The organism is Streptomyces exfoliatus, assembly GCF_000725545.1.
In the GTDB taxonomy this organism is placed as follows: domain Bacteria; phylum Actinomycetota; class Actinomycetes; order Streptomycetales; family Streptomycetaceae; genus Streptomyces; species Streptomyces exfoliatus.
On sequence record NZ_KL647056.1, the window covers coordinates 97,118 to 118,197 of the forward strand.

At 73.1% G+C, this 21,080-nt stretch carries 19 protein-coding genes and 1 pseudogene; 14 read left to right on the forward strand and 6 right to left on the reverse strand.

What is annotated here, in order from left to right:
* Positions 1 to 401: 401 nt before the first annotated feature.
* Together IO20_RS42520 and IO20_RS0134910 are read right to left on the reverse strand one after the other, a co-directional pair.
* Positions 402 to 1,088: pseudogene (locus IO20_RS42520) on the reverse strand (eCIS core domain-containing protein); the annotation flags it as partial.
* 229 nt (positions 1,089 to 1,317) lie between these two features.
* Entirely contained in the window at positions 1,318 to 2,175 is an 858-nt protein-coding gene (locus IO20_RS0134910; RefSeq protein WP_030550078.1) for a LysR family transcriptional regulator, read from the reverse strand.
* 199 nt (positions 2,176 to 2,374) lie between these two features.
* Between IO20_RS0134910 and IO20_RS0134915 the strand changes: the two genes are divergently transcribed.
* Positions 2,375 to 3,331, forward strand: coding sequence for an EamA family transporter (locus IO20_RS0134915; RefSeq protein WP_030550077.1), 957 nt, complete (start codon positions 2,375 to 2,377; stop codon positions 3,329 to 3,331).
* Between the two features lie 58 nt (positions 3,332 to 3,389).
* Entirely contained in the window at positions 3,390 to 3,767 is a 378-nt protein-coding gene (locus IO20_RS0134920) for a VOC family protein (RefSeq protein WP_030550076.1), read from the forward strand.
* A gap of 21 nt (positions 3,768 to 3,788) precedes the next feature.
* Here the strand turns inward: IO20_RS0134920 and IO20_RS0134925 are convergent, their stop codons facing one another.
* Positions 3,789 to 4,157: an ArsR/SmtB family transcription factor gene (locus tag IO20_RS0134925; RefSeq protein WP_031127853.1), complete on the reverse strand. Its 369-nt coding sequence runs from the start codon at positions 4,155 to 4,157 to the stop codon at positions 3,789 to 3,791.
* 110 nt (positions 4,158 to 4,267) lie between these two features.
* Here IO20_RS0134925 and IO20_RS0134930 point away from each other — a divergent pair, with 110 nt between their 5' ends.
* The 8 genes from IO20_RS0134930 (at position 4,268) to IO20_RS0134960 (ending at position 13,499) form a co-directional block, all read left to right on the forward strand.
* Positions 4,268 to 5,245 carry a quinone oxidoreductase family protein gene (locus tag IO20_RS0134930; protein WP_030550074.1) on the forward strand — a complete coding sequence of 326 codons (978 nt, stop codon included), beginning with the start codon at positions 4,268 to 4,270 and terminating at the stop codon, positions 5,243 to 5,245.
* A gap of 266 nt (positions 5,246 to 5,511) precedes the next feature.
* Positions 5,512 to 5,697, forward strand: a complete 186-nt coding sequence (locus IO20_RS39430; RefSeq protein WP_030550073.1) for a DUF1272 domain-containing protein — start codon at positions 5,512 to 5,514, stop codon at positions 5,695 to 5,697.
* A complete protein-coding gene (locus IO20_RS0134935) occupies positions 5,694 to 6,185 on the forward strand; it encodes a hypothetical protein (RefSeq protein ID WP_051874467.1) in 492 nt (163 codons plus the stop codon). The genes IO20_RS39430 and IO20_RS0134935 overlap by 4 nt, the downstream gene beginning before the upstream one ends.
* Before the next feature lie 159 nt (positions 6,186 to 6,344).
* Positions 6,345 to 7,133 (forward strand): TIGR03084 family metal-binding protein, encoded by a 789-nt coding sequence (locus tag IO20_RS0134940; RefSeq protein ID WP_030550071.1) that lies wholly within the window; start codon positions 6,345 to 6,347, stop codon positions 7,131 to 7,133.
* A complete protein-coding gene (locus tag IO20_RS0134945) occupies positions 7,133 to 8,824 on the forward strand; it encodes an acyclic terpene utilization AtuA family protein (RefSeq protein ID WP_030550070.1) in 1,692 nt (563 codons plus the stop codon). The genes IO20_RS0134940 and IO20_RS0134945 overlap by 1 nt, the downstream gene beginning before the upstream one ends.
* A 34-nt stretch (positions 8,825 to 8,858) precedes the next feature.
* The gene (locus IO20_RS0134950; RefSeq protein WP_030550068.1) at positions 8,859 to 10,460 is read left to right on the forward strand and encodes an acyl-CoA carboxylase subunit beta; all 1,602 of its coding nucleotides are present in this window, start codon (positions 8,859 to 8,861) and stop codon (positions 10,458 to 10,460) included.
* Between the two features lie 19 nt (positions 10,461 to 10,479).
* Positions 10,480 to 12,369, forward strand: a complete 1,890-nt coding sequence (locus tag IO20_RS0134955) for an acetyl/propionyl/methylcrotonyl-CoA carboxylase subunit alpha (protein WP_030550067.1) — start codon at positions 10,480 to 10,482, stop codon at positions 12,367 to 12,369.
* Positions 12,366 to 13,499 carry an acyl-CoA dehydrogenase family protein gene (locus IO20_RS0134960; protein ID WP_030550066.1) on the forward strand — a complete coding sequence of 378 codons (1,134 nt, stop codon included), beginning with the start codon at positions 12,366 to 12,368 and terminating at the stop codon, positions 13,497 to 13,499. The genes IO20_RS0134955 and IO20_RS0134960 overlap by 4 nt, the downstream gene beginning before the upstream one ends.
* Here the strand turns inward: IO20_RS0134960 and IO20_RS0134965 are convergent.
* A complete protein-coding gene (locus IO20_RS0134965) occupies positions 13,457 to 14,329 on the reverse strand; it encodes a sporulation protein (RefSeq protein WP_030550064.1) in 873 nt (290 codons plus the stop codon). The genes IO20_RS0134960 and IO20_RS0134965 overlap by 43 nt on opposite strands.
* 191 nt (positions 14,330 to 14,520) lie before the next feature.
* Between IO20_RS0134965 and IO20_RS0134970 the strand changes: the two genes are divergently transcribed.
* Genes IO20_RS0134970 through IO20_RS0134980 form a run of 3 tightly spaced genes read left to right on the forward strand, consistent with a single transcriptional unit; the run spans position 14,521 to position 17,485 of the window.
* Positions 14,521 to 16,095, forward strand: coding sequence for an AMP-binding protein (locus tag IO20_RS0134970; protein ID WP_030550062.1), 1,575 nt, complete (start codon positions 14,521 to 14,523; stop codon positions 16,093 to 16,095).
* A complete protein-coding gene (locus IO20_RS0134975) occupies positions 16,092 to 16,838 on the forward strand; it encodes an enoyl-CoA hydratase family protein (protein ID WP_030550060.1) in 747 nt (248 codons plus the stop codon). The genes IO20_RS0134970 and IO20_RS0134975 overlap by 4 nt, the downstream gene beginning before the upstream one ends.
* Positions 16,826 to 17,485 (forward strand): TetR/AcrR family transcriptional regulator, encoded by a 660-nt coding sequence (locus tag IO20_RS0134980; RefSeq protein WP_063761400.1) that lies wholly within the window; start codon positions 16,826 to 16,828, stop codon positions 17,483 to 17,485. The genes IO20_RS0134975 and IO20_RS0134980 overlap by 13 nt, the downstream gene beginning before the upstream one ends.
* Here IO20_RS0134980 and IO20_RS0134985 read toward each other — a convergent pair.
* Entirely contained in the window at positions 17,482 to 18,549 is a 1,068-nt protein-coding gene (locus IO20_RS0134985; RefSeq protein ID WP_030550056.1) for a M4 family metallopeptidase, read from the reverse strand. The genes IO20_RS0134980 and IO20_RS0134985 overlap by 4 nt on opposite strands.
* Before the next feature lie 368 nt (positions 18,550 to 18,917).
* On the opposite strand from IO20_RS0134985, the gene IO20_RS0134990 reads away from it, so the two are divergent.
* Positions 18,918 to 19,961, forward strand: coding sequence for an isopenicillin N synthase family dioxygenase (locus IO20_RS0134990; protein WP_030550054.1), 1,044 nt, complete (start codon positions 18,918 to 18,920; stop codon positions 19,959 to 19,961).
* Here IO20_RS0134990 and IO20_RS0134995 read toward each other — a convergent pair.
* Positions 19,940 to 21,040, reverse strand: coding sequence for a citrate synthase 2 (locus IO20_RS0134995; protein ID WP_030550052.1), 1,101 nt, complete (start codon positions 21,038 to 21,040; stop codon positions 19,940 to 19,942). The two genes, IO20_RS0134990 and IO20_RS0134995, sit on opposite strands and share 22 nt — an antisense overlap.
* Positions 21,041 to 21,080 lie beyond the last annotated feature (40 nt).

Genomic DNA, 21,080 nt, shown 5'->3' on the forward strand with positions numbered 1-21,080 from the left:
TCCCGCTTTCTGGCCTTGAAGTCGTCGTCGCGTCCACGCTTTGCTGCAAGTTTCGCCGGGGTGTTCTCCTCCGTCATCCTCGCGGTGCGCACGGAGCCCGCGATGCGAGGGCGGTCGGCCGCCTCGTCGAAGTCGTCCAGCAGGCCGTACATGAGGAGCTTGAGGCCCGGGTCGAGGAGCATGGCGGCCCGGACGTGGTACATGTCGCCGGAGTGGCCGGCGTTCACGACGAGAGTGTTGTCGGCATTCAGCCCGTGGGCGGTCGCCTCCTCCGCGGTGCTGATCTCGGTGCCGTACGCCGGAGCGGTCGCGACCGCCGTCTCCTGCGCGGGCGGTGCGGAGGAGGAGGACGAAGAGCTCGTCGTCTGCTCCGGATCCGTCAGCACGCGCTGGACGGAAGGGGCGGAGGACCGCGTCCCCCCGGCCGTGCGCTGCACGGGCTCGGCGACGGCACCCGCCGCCGGAGCCGGAGCCGAGCCCGACAGCGCGCGCCGGGCGTTTGCCTCGGCCTCCCGCTCGAAGCGGTCCGAGGGGTCGGAGACGCGCAGACCGGAGCCGTTGTCCGTGCCGGAGACCGGGCCCTGACGCTGCTGGATGACGTGCGTCAGCTCATGCGCGAGGGTGTGGCGGTCGCCGCCGCCGTCGCCGATGACGATGTGGTTGCCGGAGGTGTACGCGCGGGCGCCGACCTCGGCTGCGGACGCGCGGGCGGCGCTGTCGTTGTGCACGCGCACGTCGGAGAAGTCGGCGCCGAGCCGGGACTCCATGTCGGCGCGGGTGCCGTCGTCGAGGGGGCTCCCGGAGCTGCGCAGGACGCCGTGCACGGCGGAACGCTGTACGGGGGCGGGCGCGGCCTCGGGGCTCTGCGCGTGGCCGCAGCCGGCGCCGTGCTGGTGCCGGGACTCCTCGACCAGCCGGGAGACGGCGGCGTTGCCGATGGTGCGCTGGAGGGCGAGGACCGTCTGCGGGGACAGGACACCGCCGACACCGGTAGTGGGGGTGACCGTGCCGCCGCGCGGCCCGTCACGACGAGCGCCCGCCTCTGCCCTCGTCGCGGTCGACGGCTTCGGTGCGTCCTTGGCGTGCATGGAAATCCCCCTGAAGGGCGCGGTACGGGTACGTTCCTCCCTGTCTAGTCGGCGGGGCCGACGGGGCACAACGTCCGCCAGGGCAGCGCCCGATGGGCGAACGGGCAACCCGGGCCCGGGTGGATCTTCATGATCTGAGCGTAGAAGGGGCGGGCTCTGCGCCTCGCCGACGACTGATCTCCTCGCCCTGACGCGACGCCGGCCACAGACCTCGTCTTGTGGCAGTCAGTCAGTCCCCGCTGACGATCTCCCGTGCCATCGCGACCAGCGCCCCCGTCGCCGGGTGCGGGAACGCGTCCCGCCAGGCCAGGACCACCGGCAGCGCGGGCGCGCCCGTCAGCGGGCGGTAGGTGACGCCCGGGTGGGGGTGCAGGGTGGCCGTCGACGCGGACGAGACGCCGACGCCCCGGCCCGCCGCGATCGTGGTGAGCCAGTCGTCGGTGTTGGCGACGGTGACCGTGGCCGCCGGGCGGTCGCCGGGCGGCCAGAGCGTGAGCGTGGTCGTACCGGAGACGGTGTTGAGTACGACGGTTCCGCCCGCCAGGTCGCCGAGGGTGAGCCGGGACCGGTCGGCGAGCGGGCTGTCGGAGGGTACGGCGGCGACCCGTTCCTCCGTGGTGAGCTCCTCGGTGACCAGGCCCGGCGTGTCGACCGTGCCCCTGAGCAGGGCCGCGTCCACTTCCCCTCGTGCGAGGCCGGCCGTGCGGTCGTCGACGCGGAGGAGTTCGAGCGGGGTCTCGGGGTGTTCGCGCTGCCAGCGCCGGAGCAGCGGAGTGGTGTACGGGCCGAAGGCCGACCAGGCGTGTCCGAGGCGCAGGGGGCGGTGGCGCAGCCTCGCCGGGTCGACGGCGGCCTCGAACGCGGCGAGCGCGGCGGCTGCCCGGTCCTGGAAGGCGCGGCCCTCGGCGGTGAGGGCGAGGTGGTGGGTGGAGCGGTCGACGAGCCGGGCGCCGAGGTGCTGTTCCAGGGCGGCGAGCGTGCGGGAGACGGCCGGCTGGGTGAGGTGGAGCCGGGCGGCCGCTCTGGTGAGGCTGTTCTCTTCGGCGATGGCGAGGAAGCAGCGGAGGTGGCGTAGCTCGATGCCCATGCGTCCGGAGCATAACCGCAGGGCAATCGGCATTTCCGGTGCCGCGCGGCGGCTCGTAGCGTGGGAGGGGAGGGAGTGGGCGGAGCCGCCGGGTGGTGCAGTGTGATGGACTTGTAGTCCAGTATGGTGGACTGTAGGCGGGCTCGGCGAGTCTCCGATTCCGTGAACTTTCGTGTGTGACGTGGTGGAGGAGCAGTCGGTGGACAGTCCGGTCAAGGATGTGGCCCCCGTCGCGGCCTCCGTCGTGCCCCCCGACGCGGCGGCCGTCTCCGGTCCCCGAGCCGCTCCGGCGCAGCCGGGGTCGGCGGCCGGGCGGCGGCTCGGGCCGGTGGCGCTCGTCGTCGCGGGCGGGCTCTCCGTACAGTTCGGCTCCGCCGTCGCCGTACTCCTCATGCCGCGTGCCGGGGCCCTCGGGGTCGTCACCCTGCGGCTCGTGCTCGCCGCCGCCGTCCTACTGATCGTCTGCCGGCCCAAGGTCCGCGGCTACAGCCGCGCCGACTGGGGGACCATCGCCGCCTTCGGCGCCGCCATGGCGGGCATGAACGTCCTCTTCTACCAGGCCGCCGACCGGATCCCGCTGGGTGCCGCCGTGACCCTGGAGGTCCTCGGCCCGCTGATCCTGTCCGTGGTCGCGTCGCGCCGGCTGGTGAACCTGCTGTGGGCCGGACTCGCCCTGGGCGGCCTCGTCCTCCTCGGCGGAGGCGGCTTCGACCGTCTCGATCCGCTCGGCGCGCTCTTCGCGCTCGCCGCGGGCGCCATGTGGGCCGCGTACATCGTGTTCAGCGCACGTACGGGTCGGCGCTTCCCGCAGGCCGACGGGCTCGCGCTCGCCATGGCCTTCGGCGCGGTGCTGACTCTGCCGCTCGGCATCGCGGAGGCGGGCGGCAAGCTCCTCGTGCCGTCGACGATCGGCCTGGCCCTCGCGGTCGCGCTGATGTCCTCGGTGCTGCCGTACACGCTCGAACTCCTCGCCCTGCGCCGGCTGCCCGCGCCCACCTTCGCCATCCTGATGAGCCTGGAACCGGCCATCGCGGCAGCCGCCGGCTTCCTCATCCTCAGCCAGGCCCTGTCCGTCACCGACGCCGTCGCCATCGCCCTCGTGATCGCGGCGAGCATGGGCGCGGTCCGCACCCAGTCGCGCCGGCGTGAGCGGTAGTGGGGGGCTACGGCGGTGTCCTGAAGCCGCGCGTCGGCCCTGACCCTAGACTCCGGGCATGATCGCCGATCTCCAGTGCGTCGTGCTCGACTGCCCCGCCCCTCGCGTGCTCGCGGAGTTCTACCGCGCGGTGCTCGGCGGCGAGGTCGACCGCCCGGACCGGCGCTGGTCGATCGACGAGGCCTGGTCCACCCTCCACGCGCCGGGCGGCCTCGTCCTCTGCTTCCAGGGCGTCCCCGATCACCGCCCGCCGACCTGGCCGGGTTCCGAGCGTCCGCAGCAGTTCCACCTCGACTTCGGTGTCGCCGACCTGGACGCGGCCGAGGAGCAGGTCCTCGCGCGGGGCGCGACCCTCCTCGACGGCGGGGCGGGCACGCGGTCCTGGCGGGTGTACGCGGATCCGGCGGGTCATCCGTTCTGCCTGGTCAGGCACTGACCCGATCGCCCGTCCGAAGGGTCAGCCGGCGCTGACGCCGCTGTCCGCGCTGCCCGTGTCGTCGGCGCGCAGGAGCAGGTCGAGCAGTCCGGGGAAACGTGCCTCGAACTCGTCGCGGCGCAGTCGGTTGACCCGCTTGGGCCCCTGGTCGCGCTGTTCGACGAGGCCGGCGCCGCGCAGCACCGAGAAGTGATGGCTGAGCGCCGCTTTCCCTACGGGTACGTCGAAGCTGCCGCAGCTGCGCGTCCAGTCGGCGGAGTCGGCCAGTTCGCGGATCAGCTGGATGCGTACGGGATCCGCGAGCGCGGACAGTGCGGTCAGGAGGGGGACCTCGTCGGGATCCGTGTGCACGGGTGCGGCACGGTGTCCGCCCGCCGCCTGGTCCGGCATGCCGCTCTCCTCGCGTTCGTCGTTCCGTCCCCTTGCCGAGTGTTCGATGGCGATCATACACTCCGAGTGTTCGCTTTCCATTGAACACCTGTCGAAGGGTGCGTTCCGTCATGCGTGCAGTCGAGTTCCAGGAGTACGGCGGCCCCGAGGTACTGAAGGTCGTGCGGGCCGAGATCCCCGAGCCGGGACCCGGCCAGGTCGCCATCGACACCGCCTACGCGGGCGTGAACTTCGCGGACCTCAAGGCGCGCGCCGAGGGCTACCGGGTGGAGTCGCTGCCCTTCGTCCCCGGCCTGGAGGTCTCCGGACGGATCCGCGCCGTCGGCCCCGGCGTCGAGGGGCTGCGTCCCGGACAGGAGGTCGCCGCGCTCGTCGGTGCCGGCGCCTACGCGGAGGTAGTGGTCGCCGACGCCGTCACCGTCTTCCCCCTCCCGGAGGGCATGGACCTGCGGACCGCGGCCGCGCTCCCCACCGTGCTGCCGACCGCGTACGCCCTGCTCCACGAGGTGGGGCGGCTGCGCGCCGGGGAGAGCGTGCTGGTGCACGGCGCCGCGGGCGGCATCGGCACCGCGGTCGGGCAGCTGGCCCGCGCGGCCGGCGCCGGTGCGGTGTACGGAGTGGTCTCCTCCGCCGCCAAGGCCGAGCACGCCCTCGCGTACGGCTACGACGAGGTGTTCGTGGGCGACTCCTTCCCCGAGGACGTCCGCCGCGCCACCGGCGGCAGGGGCGTCGACCTGCTGCTCGACCCGGTCGGCGGCGACACCCTTCGCCGAGGACTCGACGCGCTGGCCGTCTTCGGCCGCCTGGTGTCCTTCGGCAACGCGAGCGGGGCGGCCCCGTGGCAGGTGGGGCAGCCCGAGCTCTACCCGGAAGGCCGTTCCGTCGCCGGCTTCTCCATCCTCGCGCTCGCGCGGTCGGCGCCGGAGGCGCTGCGGTCGCTCACCGAGCGCGCCTTCGGTGCCGTCACCGACGGCATCGTGAAGCTTCCGGTCACGGCCGAGTTCCCGCTGTCGGAGGCGCCCGCGGCCCACGCCCTGATGGGCGGGCGCACCTCGACGGGCAAGCTGCTGCTGCGGATCGCCGACTGACCGTGTCCGCCCCCTCCGAGGAAGGTGCACGCACATGAGCGCGAACGGCCCCGAGCACTTCGGTTCGGTGAAGTTCGTGAACTGGTAGGACGGCGCGCATGCGCGAGGGTGCCCGGCCGGCGCGCGTCCCGGCCGGGCACCCTTTCGCGTCTCCGGCCGGCGCTGACCCGATTCTGTTGATCTTTGGCCGTCGCGGCGGTGGAGGGGGCCCGGTGCGGCCGCTGACCATGGGGGTGTTCGCAGTCGTACGAAGGAGGGGGCCGACCATGGCTCTGGAGATGCGAGACCGGTGTGAGCGCTGCGAGACGGCGGCCCTCACGCCCGACGGGCCCGCGCGGATCTGTTCGTACGAGTGCAGCTTCTGCGTTCCCTGCGCCGACGCCATGGCGGGTGTGTGCCCCAACTGCGGTGGTGAACTGGTGCCGCGGCCGCGTCGCGCCGCCGCGGCGTGAGCGGCGAGGGGTACGGCGAGGGCGGCACGGGCTTTGCGCTGCCGCGCGGCGCGACGGGCTTCTTCGTGGCGAAGGACGGCCCGCTTCCGGAGACCGACCTGCGGGCGTTCCGAGGCGCTCTGCACGCCGCCGCCCGGGCCGCCGAGGGCCGGCTGGGCGAGGTCGAGGTCCAGGAGTACCCCCGCACCTTCCACACCGCTTCGATCGCCGATCGCACCGGCGAGACCGCCGTCCTGTGTCACGCCCATCACCCCTGGATCGCCTTCGCCCGGGAGCGCCGGAACTGGTACGCCGAGGGGCTGTTCCTCGATCCTCCGTCGTGGGCCTCGGTCTTCGCGGCGGCGGGCTTCGTGGTGCTGAGCGGCGAGCGGCTCGCCACGCCTCTCTCCGGCGTGGACACGTCGGCGTTCACGCGGGTGGAGTGGCGCCAGGTGCGCACCTACGGCGTCACCACGTTGGGCGGAGTGCTCTTCAACGCGTGGGCGTGACGCGACCGCCCCCTCGGAAGCGCCCCTCGGAAGCACCCATCGGAAGCACTCCCTAAGTACCCCTCGAAAGTAAAGCAAGCACGCTTGATTGTTTCTGGTGTCGCTGTCATGCTCCTCGGCGAAGGCCCGTGAACGCCCGTCCCCCGAGGGGAGCGCACCGTGTCCGACCCCGTCGTCGTGCTCGACGACCTGCGTGCCGAGAGCGACGAAGTCGATCTGCTCGTAAGCGAATTGAGCCAGGAGCGGTGGGGTGCGCCCACCCCCGCGCCCGGCTGGACCGTCGCCCACCAGATCGCGCACCTCGCCTGGACCGACCGCGCCGCGCTCCTCGCCGCCACCGACGCCGAGGCCTTCGCCGCCGAGACCGCGAAGGCCCTCGCCGCGCCCGACCGTTTCGTCGACGAGGGCGCCGAGGAGGGCGCGAAGCTGCCGCCCGCCGAGCTGCTCGCGCGCTGGCGCGAGGGTCGCGCGCAGCTCCAGGAGGCGCTGCGCGCGGTGCCGCCGGGGGTGCGTTTCCCCTGGTACGGGCCGCCGATGAGCGCCTCCGCCATGGCCACCGCCCGGCTCATGGAGACCTGGGCGCACGGCCAGGACATCGCCGACGCCCTCGGGGTCGTCCGCGCGCCCACCGCCCGCCTCCGGCACGTCGCCTGGATCGGTCACCGCGCCCGCGACTACGCCTACCTGGTGCGGGGCCTTCCGGCGCCCGCCGACCCGTTCCGGGTGGAAATCGTCGCGCCGGACGGGCAGTTGTGGGCCTACGGTCCCGAGGGTGCCGCCCAGAAGGTCACCGGGCCCGCTCTCGACTTCTGCCTCCTCGTCACCCAGCGCGTCCACCGTGACGACACCGCCCTCGTCGCCGAAGGCCCCGACGCCGAGCACTGGCTCACCATCGCCCAGGCCTTCGCGGGCCCCGCGGGTCCGGGCCGCGCCCCTGAGGGGTCCTAGTGGTCCTCCGTATCGGCAACGCCTCCGGGTTCTACGGCGACCGCTTCGACGCCGTCCGAGAGATGCTCACCGGCGGCGGGCCCGGCGGTGCGCTCGACGTCCTCACCGGCGACTACCTCGCCGAGCTGACCATGCTCATCCTCGGCCGCGACCAGCTGAAGGACCCGAAGGCCGGGTACGCGAAGACGTTCCTGCGCCAGATGGAGGAGGGCCTCGGCCTTGCCCACGAGCGCGGGGTCCGGATCGTCGCCAACGCGGGCGGGCTCAACCCCGCCGGGCTCGCCGACGCCCTGCGCGCCCTCGCCGCGAAGCTCGGCCTGCCGACCCGGATCGGGTACGTGGAGGGCGACCTGCTGCCCGCCACGGGCGGCGCGCTCACCGCCAACGCCTATCTCGGCGGCGCCGGAATCGCCGCCTGTCTCGCCGCCGGGGCCGACGTCGTCGTCACCGGCCGAGTCACCGACGCCGCCCTCGTCACCGGGCCCGCGCAGTGGCACTTCGGCTGGGGTCCCGAGGAGTACGACAGGCTTGCGGGCGCGGTCGTCGCCGGGCACGTCCTGGAGTGCGGCACCCAGGCCACCGGAGGCAACTACGCCTTCTTCGGCGAGCACGACCCGGAGGTCCTGCGCCGCCCCGGCTTCCCGGTCGCCGAGCTGCACGCGGACGGCAGCGCGGTCATCACCAAGCACCCCGGGACCGGCGGCCTCGTCGACGTCGGCACGGTCACGGCGCAGCTCCTCTACGAGACGGCCGGTGCCCGCTACCCCGGCCCGGACGTGACCGCCCGGCTCGACACCGTCCGGCTCACCCAGGAGGGACCCGACCGGGTCCGGATCGACGGCGTACGGGGCGAGGCGCCGCCCCCGACGCTCAAGGTCGGGCGCAGCAGGCTCGGCGGCTTCCGCAACGAGGTGGTGTTCGTCCTCACGGGTCTCGACGTCGAGGCGAAGGCCCGGCTGGTGCGGGACCAGGTCGAGGACGCGCTCACGAAGTCCCGCCCTGAAAAGGTGCGCTGGGAGCTTGTGCGGACCGACAGGCCCGACGCCGGCACCGAGGAGACCGCGAGCGCCCTGCTCCGGCTCGTCGTCCGGGACGGGGACCCCGAGAAGGTCGGCCGCACCCTGACGGGGGCCGCCATCGAGCTGGCCCTCGCGAGCTACCCCGGCTTCCACGTCACCGCCCCACCCGGCAGGGGCGCCCCCTACGGCGTCTTCGACACCGCGTCCGTACCGGCCGCCGAGGTCCCGCACACGGCCGTGCTCCCCGACGGGACCCGCGTCCCCGTCCCCGTACCGCCCCGGACCCTCGACCTGGCACCCGTACCCGACCCGGATCTTCCCGAGCCCCTCCCGTACGGGCCGGCCCGGCGTGTTCCGCTCGGCCGGATCGCCGGGGCCCGCAGCGGCGACAAGGGCGGCGACGCCAACGTCGGCGTGTGGGTCCGCACGGAGGAGGAGTGGCGCTGGCTCGCCCACGCCCTCACCGTCGGCACGTTCAAGGAGCTCCTCCCGGAGACCGCCGGCCTGACCGTCACCCGGCACCTCCTGCCGCGTCTGCGCGCGCTCAACTTCACCGTCGCCGGAATCCTCGGCGAGGGCGTCGCCTCGCAGGCCCGGTTCGACCCGCAGGCCAAGGCGCTCGGCGAGTGGCTCCGCTCGCGCCACATCGACATCCCGGAGGGACTCCTGTGACCGTCGCACCGAAAGCCGTACGGGGGGATCGCCCGTGACCGTCCTCGCCTCCGCCCTCGACACCGGCGGACCCGACTACCGGGCGCACCGCGCCGCCATGCTCGACAAGCTGGCAGCCCTCGACGCCGAGCACGCCAAGGCGCTCGCGGGAGGCGGCGAGAAGTACACGGCCCGGCACCGGGCGCGCGGCAAGCTGCTCGCCCGCGAGCGGATCGAGCTGCTCGTCGACCCCGACTCGCCGTTCCTGGAACTCTCCCCGCTCGCCGCCTGGGGCAGTGATTACACGGTGGGCGCGTCCCTGGTCACCGGGATCGGGGTCGTCGAGGGCGTCGAGTGCCTGATCACCGCCAACGACCCGACCGTGCGCGGCGGCGCCTCCAACCCGTGGACGCTGAAGAAGGCGCTGCGGGCCAACGAGATCGCGTTCGCCAACCGGCTGCCCGTCATCTCGCTCGTCGAGTCCGGCGGCGCCGATCTCCCCTCCCAGAAGGAGATCTTCATCCCCGGCGGGGCGCTCTTCCGCGACCTGACGCGGCTGTCGGCGGCCGGCATCCCGACCGTCGCCGTCGTCTTCGGGAACTCGACGGCCGGCGGGGCGTACGTCCCCGGCATGTCCGACCACGCCGTCATGATCAAGGAGCGGTCGAAGGTCTTCCTGGGCGGTCCGCCGCTGGTGAAGATGGCGACGGGGGAGGAGAGCGACGACGAGTCCCTCGGCGGTGCCGAGATGCACGCGAGGACGTCGGGGCTCGCCGACCACTACGCCGTCGACGAGACGGACGCGATCCGCCAGGCCCGCCGGATCGTGGCCCGTCTGAACCACCGCAAGGCCCATCCCGATCCGGCAGGTCTCGCCGAGCCGCCGAAGTACGACGAGGACGAACTCCTCGGGATCGTGCCCGGCGACCTCAAGACGCCGTTCGACCCGCGCGAGGTGATCGCCCGGATCGTCGACGGTTCCGACTTCGACGAGTTCAAGCCGCTGTACGGGCCGAGCCTGGTGACCGGGTGGGCGAGTCTGCACGGGTACCCCGTCGGTGTCCTCGCCAACGCGCAGGGCGTGCTCTTCGGCCCGGAGTCGCAGAAGGCGGCGCAGTTCATCCAGCTCGCCAACCAGCGGGACGTCCCCCTTCTCTTCCTCCACAACACCACCGGCTACATGGTCGGCAAGGAGTACGAGCAGAGCGGCATCATCAAGCACGGCGCCATGATGATCAACGCGGTGTCGAACTCCCGCGTGCCCCACCTGTCCGTCCTCATGGGGGCGAGCTACGGCGCCGGGCACTACGGGATGTGCGGCCGGGCGTACGACCCGCGCTTCCTCTTCGCCTGGCCGAGCGCCAAGTCCGCCGTCATGGGCCCGCAGCAGCTCGCCGGGGTCCTGTCGATCGTGGCGCGGGCGAGCGCCGTCGCCAAGGGGCAGCCGTACGACGACGAGGCCGACGCCGGGCTCCGCGCCCTCGTCGAGGCGCAGATCGAGTCGGAGTCCCTGCCGATGTTCCTCTCCGGACGGCTCTACGACGACGGGGTCATCGACCCCCGCGACACCCGCACGGTCCTCGGGCTGTGCCTCTCCGCGATCCACACGGCACCGGTCGAGGGCGCGCGCGGCGGCTTCGGCGTCTTCCGAATGTGAGGCACCTTCCTTGATCACCATGATCACCTCCGTTCTCGTCGCCAACCGGGGCGAGATCGCCTGCCGGGTCTTCCGCACCTGCCGTGACCTCGGCATCTCCACCGTCGCCGTGTACTCCGACGCGGACGCCGACGCCCTGCACGTCCGCGAGGCCGACGCGGCGGTACGGCTGCCGGGGGCCGCGCCCGCGGAGACGTACCTGCGCGGCGACCTGGTGGTGAAGGCGGCCCTCGCGGCGGGCGCGGACGCCGTCCACCCCGGCTACGGCTTCCTCTCCGAGAACGCCGACTTCGCGCGGGCCGTGACCGACGCGGGCCTGGTCTGGATCGGGCCGCCGCCGGAGGCGATCGAGGCGATGGCCTCGAAGACCCGGGCGAAGCGGCTCCTGGGGGTCGAGCCGCTCGTCGACGTCACCGAAAGGGACCTGCCGGTCCTGGTGAAGGCGGCGGCGGGCGGCGGCGGGCGCGGCATGCGGGTCGTCCGCGAACTAGGCGACCTCGACCAGGCGTTGAAGGCGGCGTCGGCCGAGGCGGCGAGTGCCTTCGGGGACGGCGAGGTGTTCGTCGAGCCGTACGTGGAGAACGGCCGGCACGTGGAGGTGCAGGTCCTCGCGGACGCGCACGGCGGTGTCCTGCTGCTCGGCACCCGCGACTGCTCGCTCCAGCGCCGCCACCAGAAGGTGATCGAGGAGTCGCCCGCCCCCGGCCTGCACACGGACGGGACCGGCGAGCTCCACGCTCGGGTGAGGGACGCCGTGTCGCGGGTCGGGTACGTGGGCGCGGGAACGGTGGAGTTCCTCCACGAGGACGGCCGCTGGCACTTCCTGGAGATGAACACCCGGCTCCAGGTGGAGCACCCGGTGACCGAGGCCGTGTACGGCGTCGATCTCGTCGCCCTCCAGATCGCCGTCGCGGAGGGCGCGCCGCTTCCCACCGGCCCGGTGGTGGAGACCGGTCACGCGGTCGAGGCGCGGCTCTACGCCGAGGACCCCGCCACGGGCTGGACGCCGCAGACGGGTGTCCTGCACCGGTTCGAGTTCCCGGCCGGTCCCGGCGTCCGCGTCGACACCGGGTACGCCTCGGGGGACACCGTGCCGGTGCACTACGACGCCATGCTCGCCAAGGTCGTGGCGCACGCGCCGACCCGCGCCGAGGCCGTGCGCAAGCTGGCCCACGTCCTGGAACGGGCGGTGATCCACGGGCCGGCCACCAACCGGGACCTGCTCGTCGCCTCGCTGCGGCACCCGGAGTTCCGGGACGTCGACCGGCTGGACACCGGCTTCTACGGGCGGAACCTGGAGGCGCTGACCCGCCCCCGGGACGGCGAGGCGTACGCGGCCGTCGCCGCCGCGCTCGCCGACGCCGCCGGGGCCGGAGGGAGGTTCGGCGGCTGGCGGAACCTTCCTTCGCAGGACCAGGTGAAGGCGTACGGGGAGCACGAGGTCCGCTACCGGCCGAGCCGGGGAGGCGGATACGAGGTCACCGCCCCGGAAGGCGTCCGGGTCGTGTCGGCGGACCCCGCCCGGGTGCGTCTCGAAGTGGGCGGTGTCGTACGGGACTTCGACGTCGCCCGGTACGGCGAGAGCGTCCACGTCGGCCCGTACCGGCTCACCGCCCGCCCCCGTTTCCCGGACCCCGCCGACCAGCGGGAGCCCGGCTCCCTGCTCGCCCCCATGCCCGGCACCGTCGTCCGGGTCGCGGACGGTCTGGCCGTCGGCGACCGGGTCACCGACGGGCAGCCGCTCCTCTGGCTGGAGGCCATGAAGATGGAGCACCGCGTCATCGCTCCCGCCTCCGGCACGCTCACCGCGCTCCACGCCGCCCCCGGCCGCCAGGTCGAGGTCGGTGCCCTGCTCGCCGTCGTACAGGCAGACGTCACGACCGAAGCACAGGAGGAAGACCCCGTATGAGCACCGACATAGAGCCGAGGGAACACACCGAACTCCGCGCCGCCGTCTCCGCGCTCGGCCGTCGCCACGGCGCCGGTTTCGACCGGGCGACGCTGTGGGCGGAGGCCGGGAAGCTCGGCTACCTGGGCGTGAACCTGCCCGAGGAGTACGGCGGCGGGGGCGGCGGCATGGCCGAGCTGTCGATCGTCCTGGAGGAGGCGGGCGCCGCCGGCGCCCCGCTCCTCATGATGGTCGTCTCGCCCGCCATCTGCGGCACGGTCATCGCCCGCTTCGGTACGGAGGGGCAGAAGCGGGCGTGGCTCCCGGGCCTCGCGGACGGCACGAGGACGATGGCGTTCGGCATCACCGAGCCCGACGCGGGCTCGAACTCGCACCGCATCACGACCACCGCGACCCGCACGGAGGAGGGCTGGGTCCTCAACGGCCGGAAGGTCTTCGTGTCGGGCGTCGACATCGCGGACGCGACGCTGATCGTGGGCCGTACGTCGGACGCCCGCACCGGCAACCTCAAGGCCTGCCTCTTCATCGTGCCGCGTGACACCCCCGGCTTCGGGCGGCGCCACATCGAGATGGAACTCGCGGCGGACGAGAAGCAGTTCGAGCTGACCCTCGACGACGTGCACCTGCCGGCGGACGCCCTCGTCGGCGACGAGGACGCGGGGCTCCTCCAGCTCTTCGCGGGCCTCAACCCGGAGCGGATCATGACGGCGGCGTTCGCGATCGGCATGGGCCGCTACGCGCTCGAACGGGCCGTGACGTACGCCAAGGAACGCCAGGTCTGGAAGGCCCCGATCGGCGCCCACCAGGCCATCGCCCACCCCCTCGCCCAGGCGCACATCGAACTGGAGCTGGCCCGCCTGATGATGCAGAAGGCGGCGAAGCTGTACGACGCGGGCGACGACCTGGGCGCGGGCGAGGCCGCGAACATGGCGAAGTACGCGGCGGCGGAGGCGTGCGTGAAGGCCGTCGACACCTCGGTCCACACCCTCGGCGGCAACGGCCTCACGAAGGAGTTCGGCCTGGCCCGACTGATCACGGCGGCCCGGGTGGCCCGGATCGCCCCGGTCAGCCGGGAGATGATCCTGAACTACGTGTCGACCCACACCCTGGGGCTGCCCAAGTCGTACTGAACCCGTATGCGGTCGTCGACGGCCTTGTCGGGCAGGGCGGCGACCTCGTCGATCCACTGCCGGGCCCGCGCTTCGAAGTCGACGTGGCCGACCTCGTGATGGGCGGCCACGTGGCGCAGGGCCGGCGGCTTCTGCCACCAGTCCTTCTCCGTCAGCCCGGACCTGCGGAGGAAGATCTCGGCGCCGACAGCGTTGCTGTGGACGTACAGCTCCATGTTCTGCGGGCGCCCCTGCCCGCTCGCCTCCAGGGAGGCGACGAGCCGGAAGGCCTGCCGCATGTAGAGGATGTGCCGCTCGGTGCGAGGGATGTAGTCGTCTTCGATCTGCGCGCTGCGACAGCTGTACCCGGCGGCGGCGAAGGCGTCGAGGAGTGCCTCGTGCAGCGGGGTCGCGGTGATGCGCAGGGGGTCGCTGTCCGTCCGGTCGGTGATGCCGTCGGCCTCGACGTAGGTGTACGCGGCAAGGCGCACGCCGTCGAGCTGCCTGCCGCGTACCTCGGACACCGGGGTCTCCCAACGGAGACGGAAGCGGAGGGGCACCCGCGTCTCCTCGCCCTTGCGCACGGTGAAGAGGTTGGTGACGCGGAAGTGCGCGATCCTGTCGCCGGAGTCGGTGTCGGCCTCGCCGCTCTTGCCGACGGCGGCCGGCGCGTTGGCGACGAGCTTCATGTCGACGTTCCGCACGTGCACGTCCCGGTCGGATGCGCGCAGCACGATCTCGCCGCTCAGTAGCCCGCCCGGCGGGACCGGTTCGTCCGGCAGGACGGTGTCGATCTCCAGCGGTATCCCGCCGCTCCCCTTACCGCTGCCCAGCAGCCGTTTGAATACCATGCGCGCAGGCTAACGGGCTTCACCGGGGCGCGGGTTGGCATCCACGGCATCGTCCGGCTCGGATGACGCGGCCTGCCCAAGAATCATGCAGGCGTGCTTGATTGTTTCGATGGAGTGCTGCCAGGGTCTCCCCAAGCCGTACCGGCACGGGCGATCCTGGCGATCACCTTCCACCGCTCAGGGGGCAACGCATGCTGTTCCGCAGTGAGTACGAGAACGTGTCCACCGTCTCCCTCCCCATCCACGACGCCGTCCTCGGCCGCGCCGCCGAGCGCGGCGACCTGCCCGCGCTGATCGACGGGACCGGCGAACTCACCCTCACCCACGGGCAGGTCGACGCCTTCCACCGGCTCGTGGCCGCCGGGCTCGCCGAGGCCGGGGTGCGGAAGGGGGACGTGCTCGCGCTGCACAGCCCCAACACCGTGCTGTTCCCCGTCGCCTTCTACGCCGCCACGCGTGCCGGCGCCGCCGTCACCACCGTGCACCCGCTCGCCACGCCCGAGGAGTTCGCCAAGCAGCTCAGGGACTCGGCCGCGCGCTGGATCGTGACCGTGTCGCCGCTGCTCGCCTCCGCCCGCGCCGCCGCCGAACTCGCGGGCGGGATCGAGGAGATCTTCGTCTGCGACCAGGCGGAGTCGGGTGACGTGCGGTCGTTGCAGGCGTTCCTCGGCTCCACCGGACCCGTGCCCGAGATCGACGTCGACCCCGACGAGGACGTCGCCGCCCTCCCGTACTCCTCCGGCACCACCGGCGTCCCCAAGGGCGTGATGCTCACGCACGCCTCCATCGCCACCAACCTGGCCCAGCTGGAGCCGGTCATCCCGATGGGACCGGGCGACCGCATCCTCGCCGTACTGCCCTTCTTCCACATCTACGGGCTCACCGCGCTCATGAACGCGCCCCTCCGCCAGGGCGCCACCGTCGTCGTCCTGCCCCGCTTCGAGCTCGACACCTTCCTCGCCGCCATCCAGAAGCACCGCATCAACGGCCTGTACGTGGCGCCGCCGATCGTCCTCGCCCTCGCCAAGCACCCGGCCGTCGCCGACTACGACCTGTCCTCCCTGGAGTACATCGTCAGCGCCGCCGCCCCGCTCGACGCGGCCCTCGCCGAGGCCTGTTCGGCGCGGCTCGGGCTGCCGCCGGTCCTCCAGGCGTACGGCATGACGGAGCTGTCCCCCGGCACCCACGTCGTCCCCCTCGACGCCGCGAACCCGCCGCCCGGCACCGTCGGCAAGCTGCTGCCCTCCACCGAGATGCGGATCCTCTCCCTCGACGACCCGTCGAAGGACGCCGCCCCGGGCGAGGAGGGCGAGGTCGCCATCCGGGGGCCGCAGGTCATGAAGGGCTACCTCGGACGCCCCGACGCCACCGCCGCCATGATCGACGCCGACGGCTGGGTGCACACCGGCGACATCGGACGGGTCGACGCCGGCGGCTGGCTGTTCGTCGTCGACCGCGTCAAGGAACTCATCAAGTACAAGGGCTTCCAGGTCGCCCCCGCCGAGCTCGAAGCGCTCCTCCTCACCCACGACGGCATCGCCGACGCCGCCGTCATCGGCGTCACCGACGCCGAGGGCACCGAGATACCCAAGGCCTTCGTCGTACGCCAGCCGGCCGCGCCGGACCTCTCCGCCGAGGACGTCATGGCGCACGTCGCGGCCCGCGTCGCCCCGTACAAGAAGGTCCGCAGCGTCGAGTTCGTCGACACCGTCCCCCGGGCAGCGTCCGGGAAGATCCTCCGCAGGGAATTGAGGGACCGCACATGAGCCCGGCCGCCGACAGCGCCACCGTCATCGTCACCGAGGAACGGGGCATCACCACCCTCACCCTGGACTCCCCGGCCACCCGCAACGCGCTCTCGGGGACGCTCGTCACCGAACTCGCCGACGCGCTCACCGCCTGCGGCAAGGACCCGGCGGTCCGGGCGGTGGTCCTCACCCACACCGGCACCACCTTCAGCGCGGGCGCCGACCTGAAGGCGCCGCCGAGCCCGTACGCCTTCGTGGACCTGCTCCGGCAGATCGTCGAGCTGCCGAAACCGGTCGTCGGCCACGTCACCGCCGGTGGTCACACCCGGGCCGGCGGTCTCGGTCTGCTCGGCGCCTGCGACATCGTGCTGGCCGGGGAGGGCGCGGACTTCGCCCTCACGGAGGTACGGATCGGGGTCGCGCCCGCCGTCATCTCCCTCACCCTCCTGCCGAAGCTGGAACCGCGCGCGGCGGCCCGCCACTACCTGACGGGCGAGCGGTTCGGCGTCCCCGAGGCCGTCGCCATGGGGCTCGTGACGGCGGGCGACGAGGACCTGCCCGGCATCCTCGACTCCTTGCGCGCCGCCTCCCCGCAGGGCCTGCGGGAGGCCAAGCGGCTGGTCACCGCTAGAGTCCTGGAGACCTTCGAGCGCGACGCGGAGGACCTGGTGCGGACGTCGGCCACGCTCTTCGCCTCCGCCGAGGCGCGCGAGGGGATGACGGCCTTCCTCGAACGACGGGACCCCGCATGGCGGCTCTGACCGCACCTGACCGGCAGCCGGACCGGAATCCCGAGCCGGACCGGAACCCGAAGCAGGACCGGAACGCCAAGGCGGACCGCAACCCCAAGCAGGACCGGAGCCGCGCCACCCGGCAGCGGCTCCTGGAAGCCGCCGTGTCCTGCCTGGCCGAACACGGCTGGGCGGGCTCCACGGTGGCCGTCGTCGCGGAACGGGCCGGCGTCTCCCGGGGCGCCGCCCAGCACCACTTCCCGACCCGCGAGGACCTGTTCACGGCGGCCGTCGAGTACGTCGCCGAGGAACGCTCGCAGGCGCTGCGCGCCCTCCCGTCCGACAACCGGGAGCAGGCCGTCTCCGGCATCGTCGACCTCTACACGGGCCCCCTCTTCCGGGCCGCCCTCCACCTGTGGGTCGCCGCCGCCAACGAGGACCAGCTCCGCGACCGGGTCGCGGAGCTGGAGGCCCGTGTCGGCCGCGAGTCCCACCGCATCGCCGTCGAGGTCCTGGGCGCGGACGAGTCCCGCCCGGGCGTCCGGGAGACGGTTCAGGGGCTCCTGGACATGGCGCGGGGTCTGGGCCTCGCCACCCTTCTGACGGACGACCGCGCCCGCCGGGAACGGGTGGTGTCCCAGTGGGCGCGGCTCGTGAACGAAGCCCTGAGCGATTAGACCCCCGGGATCTCCCGGGCCTGGAAGGCCGCCCGCACGGCGTTCGCCGCCGACGCGCCGTACATCCGCTCCGCCGTCGCGACCGTCGTCCGGGCCGCCGCCTCGAAGCTGGTGTCGGGCGCGAAGCCGAACTGCGCGTTCACGATGATCCGGCCGGCGGTGCGCGCGCCGAGCGAGGTGTGGATGTCGAGGAGCGCCCGGGACCAGATCTCGCCGTCGGCGTGGACCTCGCCCTCGCGGTCCGCGTACGTCTTGGTGCCGTCGAGGCGGCGCAGGCAGTGCGGGGCGGCGCTGTAGCCGGTGGCGTCCCAGTCGGCGACGCAGGCCGCGTCGGCCTTCAGGGGCCAGCCGTACTTCTCGACCGCGTGCGTGCCGACGGCCATGGCCAGGTAGTCGCCGAAGGCCTCGCCGATAGCGCCGGACTCCGCGGTCGTGCCGAAGCCGGGGACCTGGGCGTGGTGCACGGCGTGGCCGTACTCGTGGACGACGACCTCGGCGTCCTCGGCGTCGTCCACGCCGCCCTTGCCGAGGCGGATCTCGGCCTTCTTGTCGGTGAAGTAGGAGTTGTCGGCGCCCCACTGGTTGAGCCGGACCGGCTGCACGCGGTCGTTGGCCCCGGGCAGCTCGGTGCCGAAGCCGAGACCCTGGAGGTATTCCTGCGCCTCGTTGACCCAGAAGTACGCCATGACCTGCTCGAACTCGTCGTCGGAGCGGTTGTACGAGGTGGCGGCGGCGACGGAGGCGGGCTTGCCGGTCTCGGAGCGGACCTGGGCCCACTTGCCGGACAGGCCGCCGCTCGCGTCGAGGTTCCGCAGCGTGGCGAGGGTGTACGCGGAGGCGGGGACGTCGCTCGCGGCGTCCTTGTGGTCGGCGAGGGTCTGGTCGCCGGTGGACTGGACCGGGTTCACCATGAAGATGCGGGCCTGCGGCAGCGAGGCGGCCGACAGCGACGAGGGCTGCGGCGAGGCGGCGACGGCGCCCGTGGACGGGAGCAGCGCCGCGGTGGCGGTGGCCACGGTGACGGCGGCCGCGGCGACCAGGCCACGAGAGGTGCGGCGGGTCATGGACATCCTCCTGCGATGGGATGCTGCGACGGGAAGCTTGGCGTGTACTCAACACGCAGTGGCGGCGATCTTCGCGTACGCCCGGCACTTTGAACAGCCCCCGAGGAGTCCGCCCCGGACGTGACCCGGGCCACAGGCGATCTCCCCGGCCCGCAGTACTCTGGTCGCATGCCTACGCTCGTACGCCGTCGCCACGTGGACTTCGTCCGCGTCACGACCATGAGCTGTCGCCGCTCCGCCTGACCCTCCCGGGCTCCACCACCGCCCCCTGGGTCCCCCGTCAGAGCCCCAAGCCGACCGGCACCCGTGGCCCCCGCCCCACCCTCAGGCGGCCGCCCCGGGCACCCGTACACCCCGCGGATGCACCCATGACGAACAGCTCGTACCCGTCCCAGCTCCCCATCGTCGACCTCTCGGCCGCCGACCGGGACCCCCAGGCACGCCGGCTGCTGCACGCGCAGCTCCACTCGGCCGCCCACGACGTCGGCTTCTTCCAGCTCGTCGGGCACGGTGTGACCGAGGCCGAGACCCGGGCCCTCACCTCCGCGATGCACGCCTTCTTCGCGCTGCCCGAGGCCGACCGGCTCGCCCTCGACAACATCAACTCGCCGCACTTCCGCGGCTACACCCGCATCGGCGACGAGCGCACCCAGGGCGCCCGCGACTGGCGCGACCAGCTCGACATCGGCGCCGAGCGCCCCGCGCACGCTCCCGCGCCCTGGGAAGCCCCGTACTGGTGGCTCGAAGGCCCCAACCAGTGGCCGGCCGCGCTCCCCGAGCTGCGTACCGCCGCCCTGCACTGGATCGACCGGCTCAGCGGCGTCGCCGAGCGGCTGCTGCACGAGCTGCTCGCCTCGATCGGCGCGCCCGCGGACTTCTACGACGACATCTTCGGGCCGCGCGCCCACCCGCAGCTCAAGCTGGTGCGCTACCCGGGCAGCAGCGGCGAGGGCGACGACCAGGGCGTCGGCGCGCACAAGGACTACGGCTTCCTCACCCTGCTGCTCCAGGACCAGGTGGGCGGGCTCCAGGTCCAGCGGGAGGACGGGAACTTCCATGACGTGCCGCCGCTGCCGGGCGCGTTCGTCGTGAACCTGGGCGAGCTGCTCGAGGTGGCCACGAACGGCTACCTGCTGGCGACGAACCACCGTGTGGTGTCCCCGCCCGGGGCGACGGAACGGTTCTCCGTGCCCTTCTTCTACAACCCGCGGCTCGACGCCCGGATCGCGCCGCTCGCCTTCCCGCACGCGGCCACGGCCCCCGGCGTCACCCACGACCCGGCGAACCCGCTGTTCGCCGAGTACGGGTTCAACGCCCTGAAGGGGAAGCTCCGCGCGCATCCGCTCGTGGCGGCACGCCACCACGCGGAGCTCCTCCTCCACCCGGAGGCTCAGCCGGCGATGTCGGCGTAACCCTCGATGTCGCGCGGGTCCCGCTTGCCGGGGCCCGTGTAGCGGGCGGACGGGCGCACCAGGCGCCCGGTGCGCTTCTGCTCCAGGATGTGCGCCGACCAGCCGGCCGTGCGGGCGCAGCTGAACATCGACGTGAACATGTGCGCGGGGACCTCGGCGAAGTCCAGGACGATGGCCGCCCAGAACTCCACGTTCGTCGCCAGGATCCGGTCGGGCCTGCGGCTGTGCAGCTCTTCGAGGGCGGCCTTCTCCAGGGCGGCGGCGACCTCGTAGCGCGGGGCGTCGAGTTCCTTCGCGGTGCGGCGCAGCACGCGCGCGCGGGGGTCCTCGGCGCGGTAGACGCGGTGGCCGAAGCCCATCAGGCGCTCGCCCTTGTCGAGGGCCTGCCTGACGTACGCGGTGGCGTCGCCGGACCGCTCGATCTCCTCGATCATGCCGAGGACGCGCGAGGGCGCGCCGCCGTGCAGCGGGCCCGACATGGCGCCGACGGCGCCGGAGAGGGAGGCGGCCACGTCGGCACCCGTGGAGGCGATCACGCGCGCGGTGAACGTGGACGCGTTCATGCCGTGCTCGGCGGCGGAGGTCCAGTAGGCGTCGACGGCCTTGACGTGCTTAGGGTCGGGCTCGCCGCGCCAGCGGATCATGAAGCGCTCGACGACGGACTCGGCCTTGTCGATCTCGCTCTGCGGGACCATGGGCTGGCCCTGGCCGCGGGCGGACTGGGCGACGTACGAGAGGGCCATCACGGCCGCGCGGGCGAGGTCGTCGCGGGCCTGCTCGACGGAGATGTCGAGGAGCGGTTTGAGGCCCCACACGGGCGCGAGCATGGCGAGCGCGGACTGGACGTCGACGCGGATGTCGCCGGAGTGCACCGGGATGGGGAACGGCTCGGCGGCGGGCAGCCCGGGGTTGAAGGCGCCGTCGACGAGCAGGCCCCAGACGTTGCCGAACGAGACGTGACCGACCAGGTCCTCGATGTCGACGCCGCGGTACCGGAGGGCGCCGCCTTCCTTGTCGGGTTCGGCGATCTCCGTCTCGAACGCGACGACTCCCTCGAGCCCGGGTACGAAGTCGGACATCAGGCGGCTCCTCTATCGATGATCGATCAACCGGATGGTG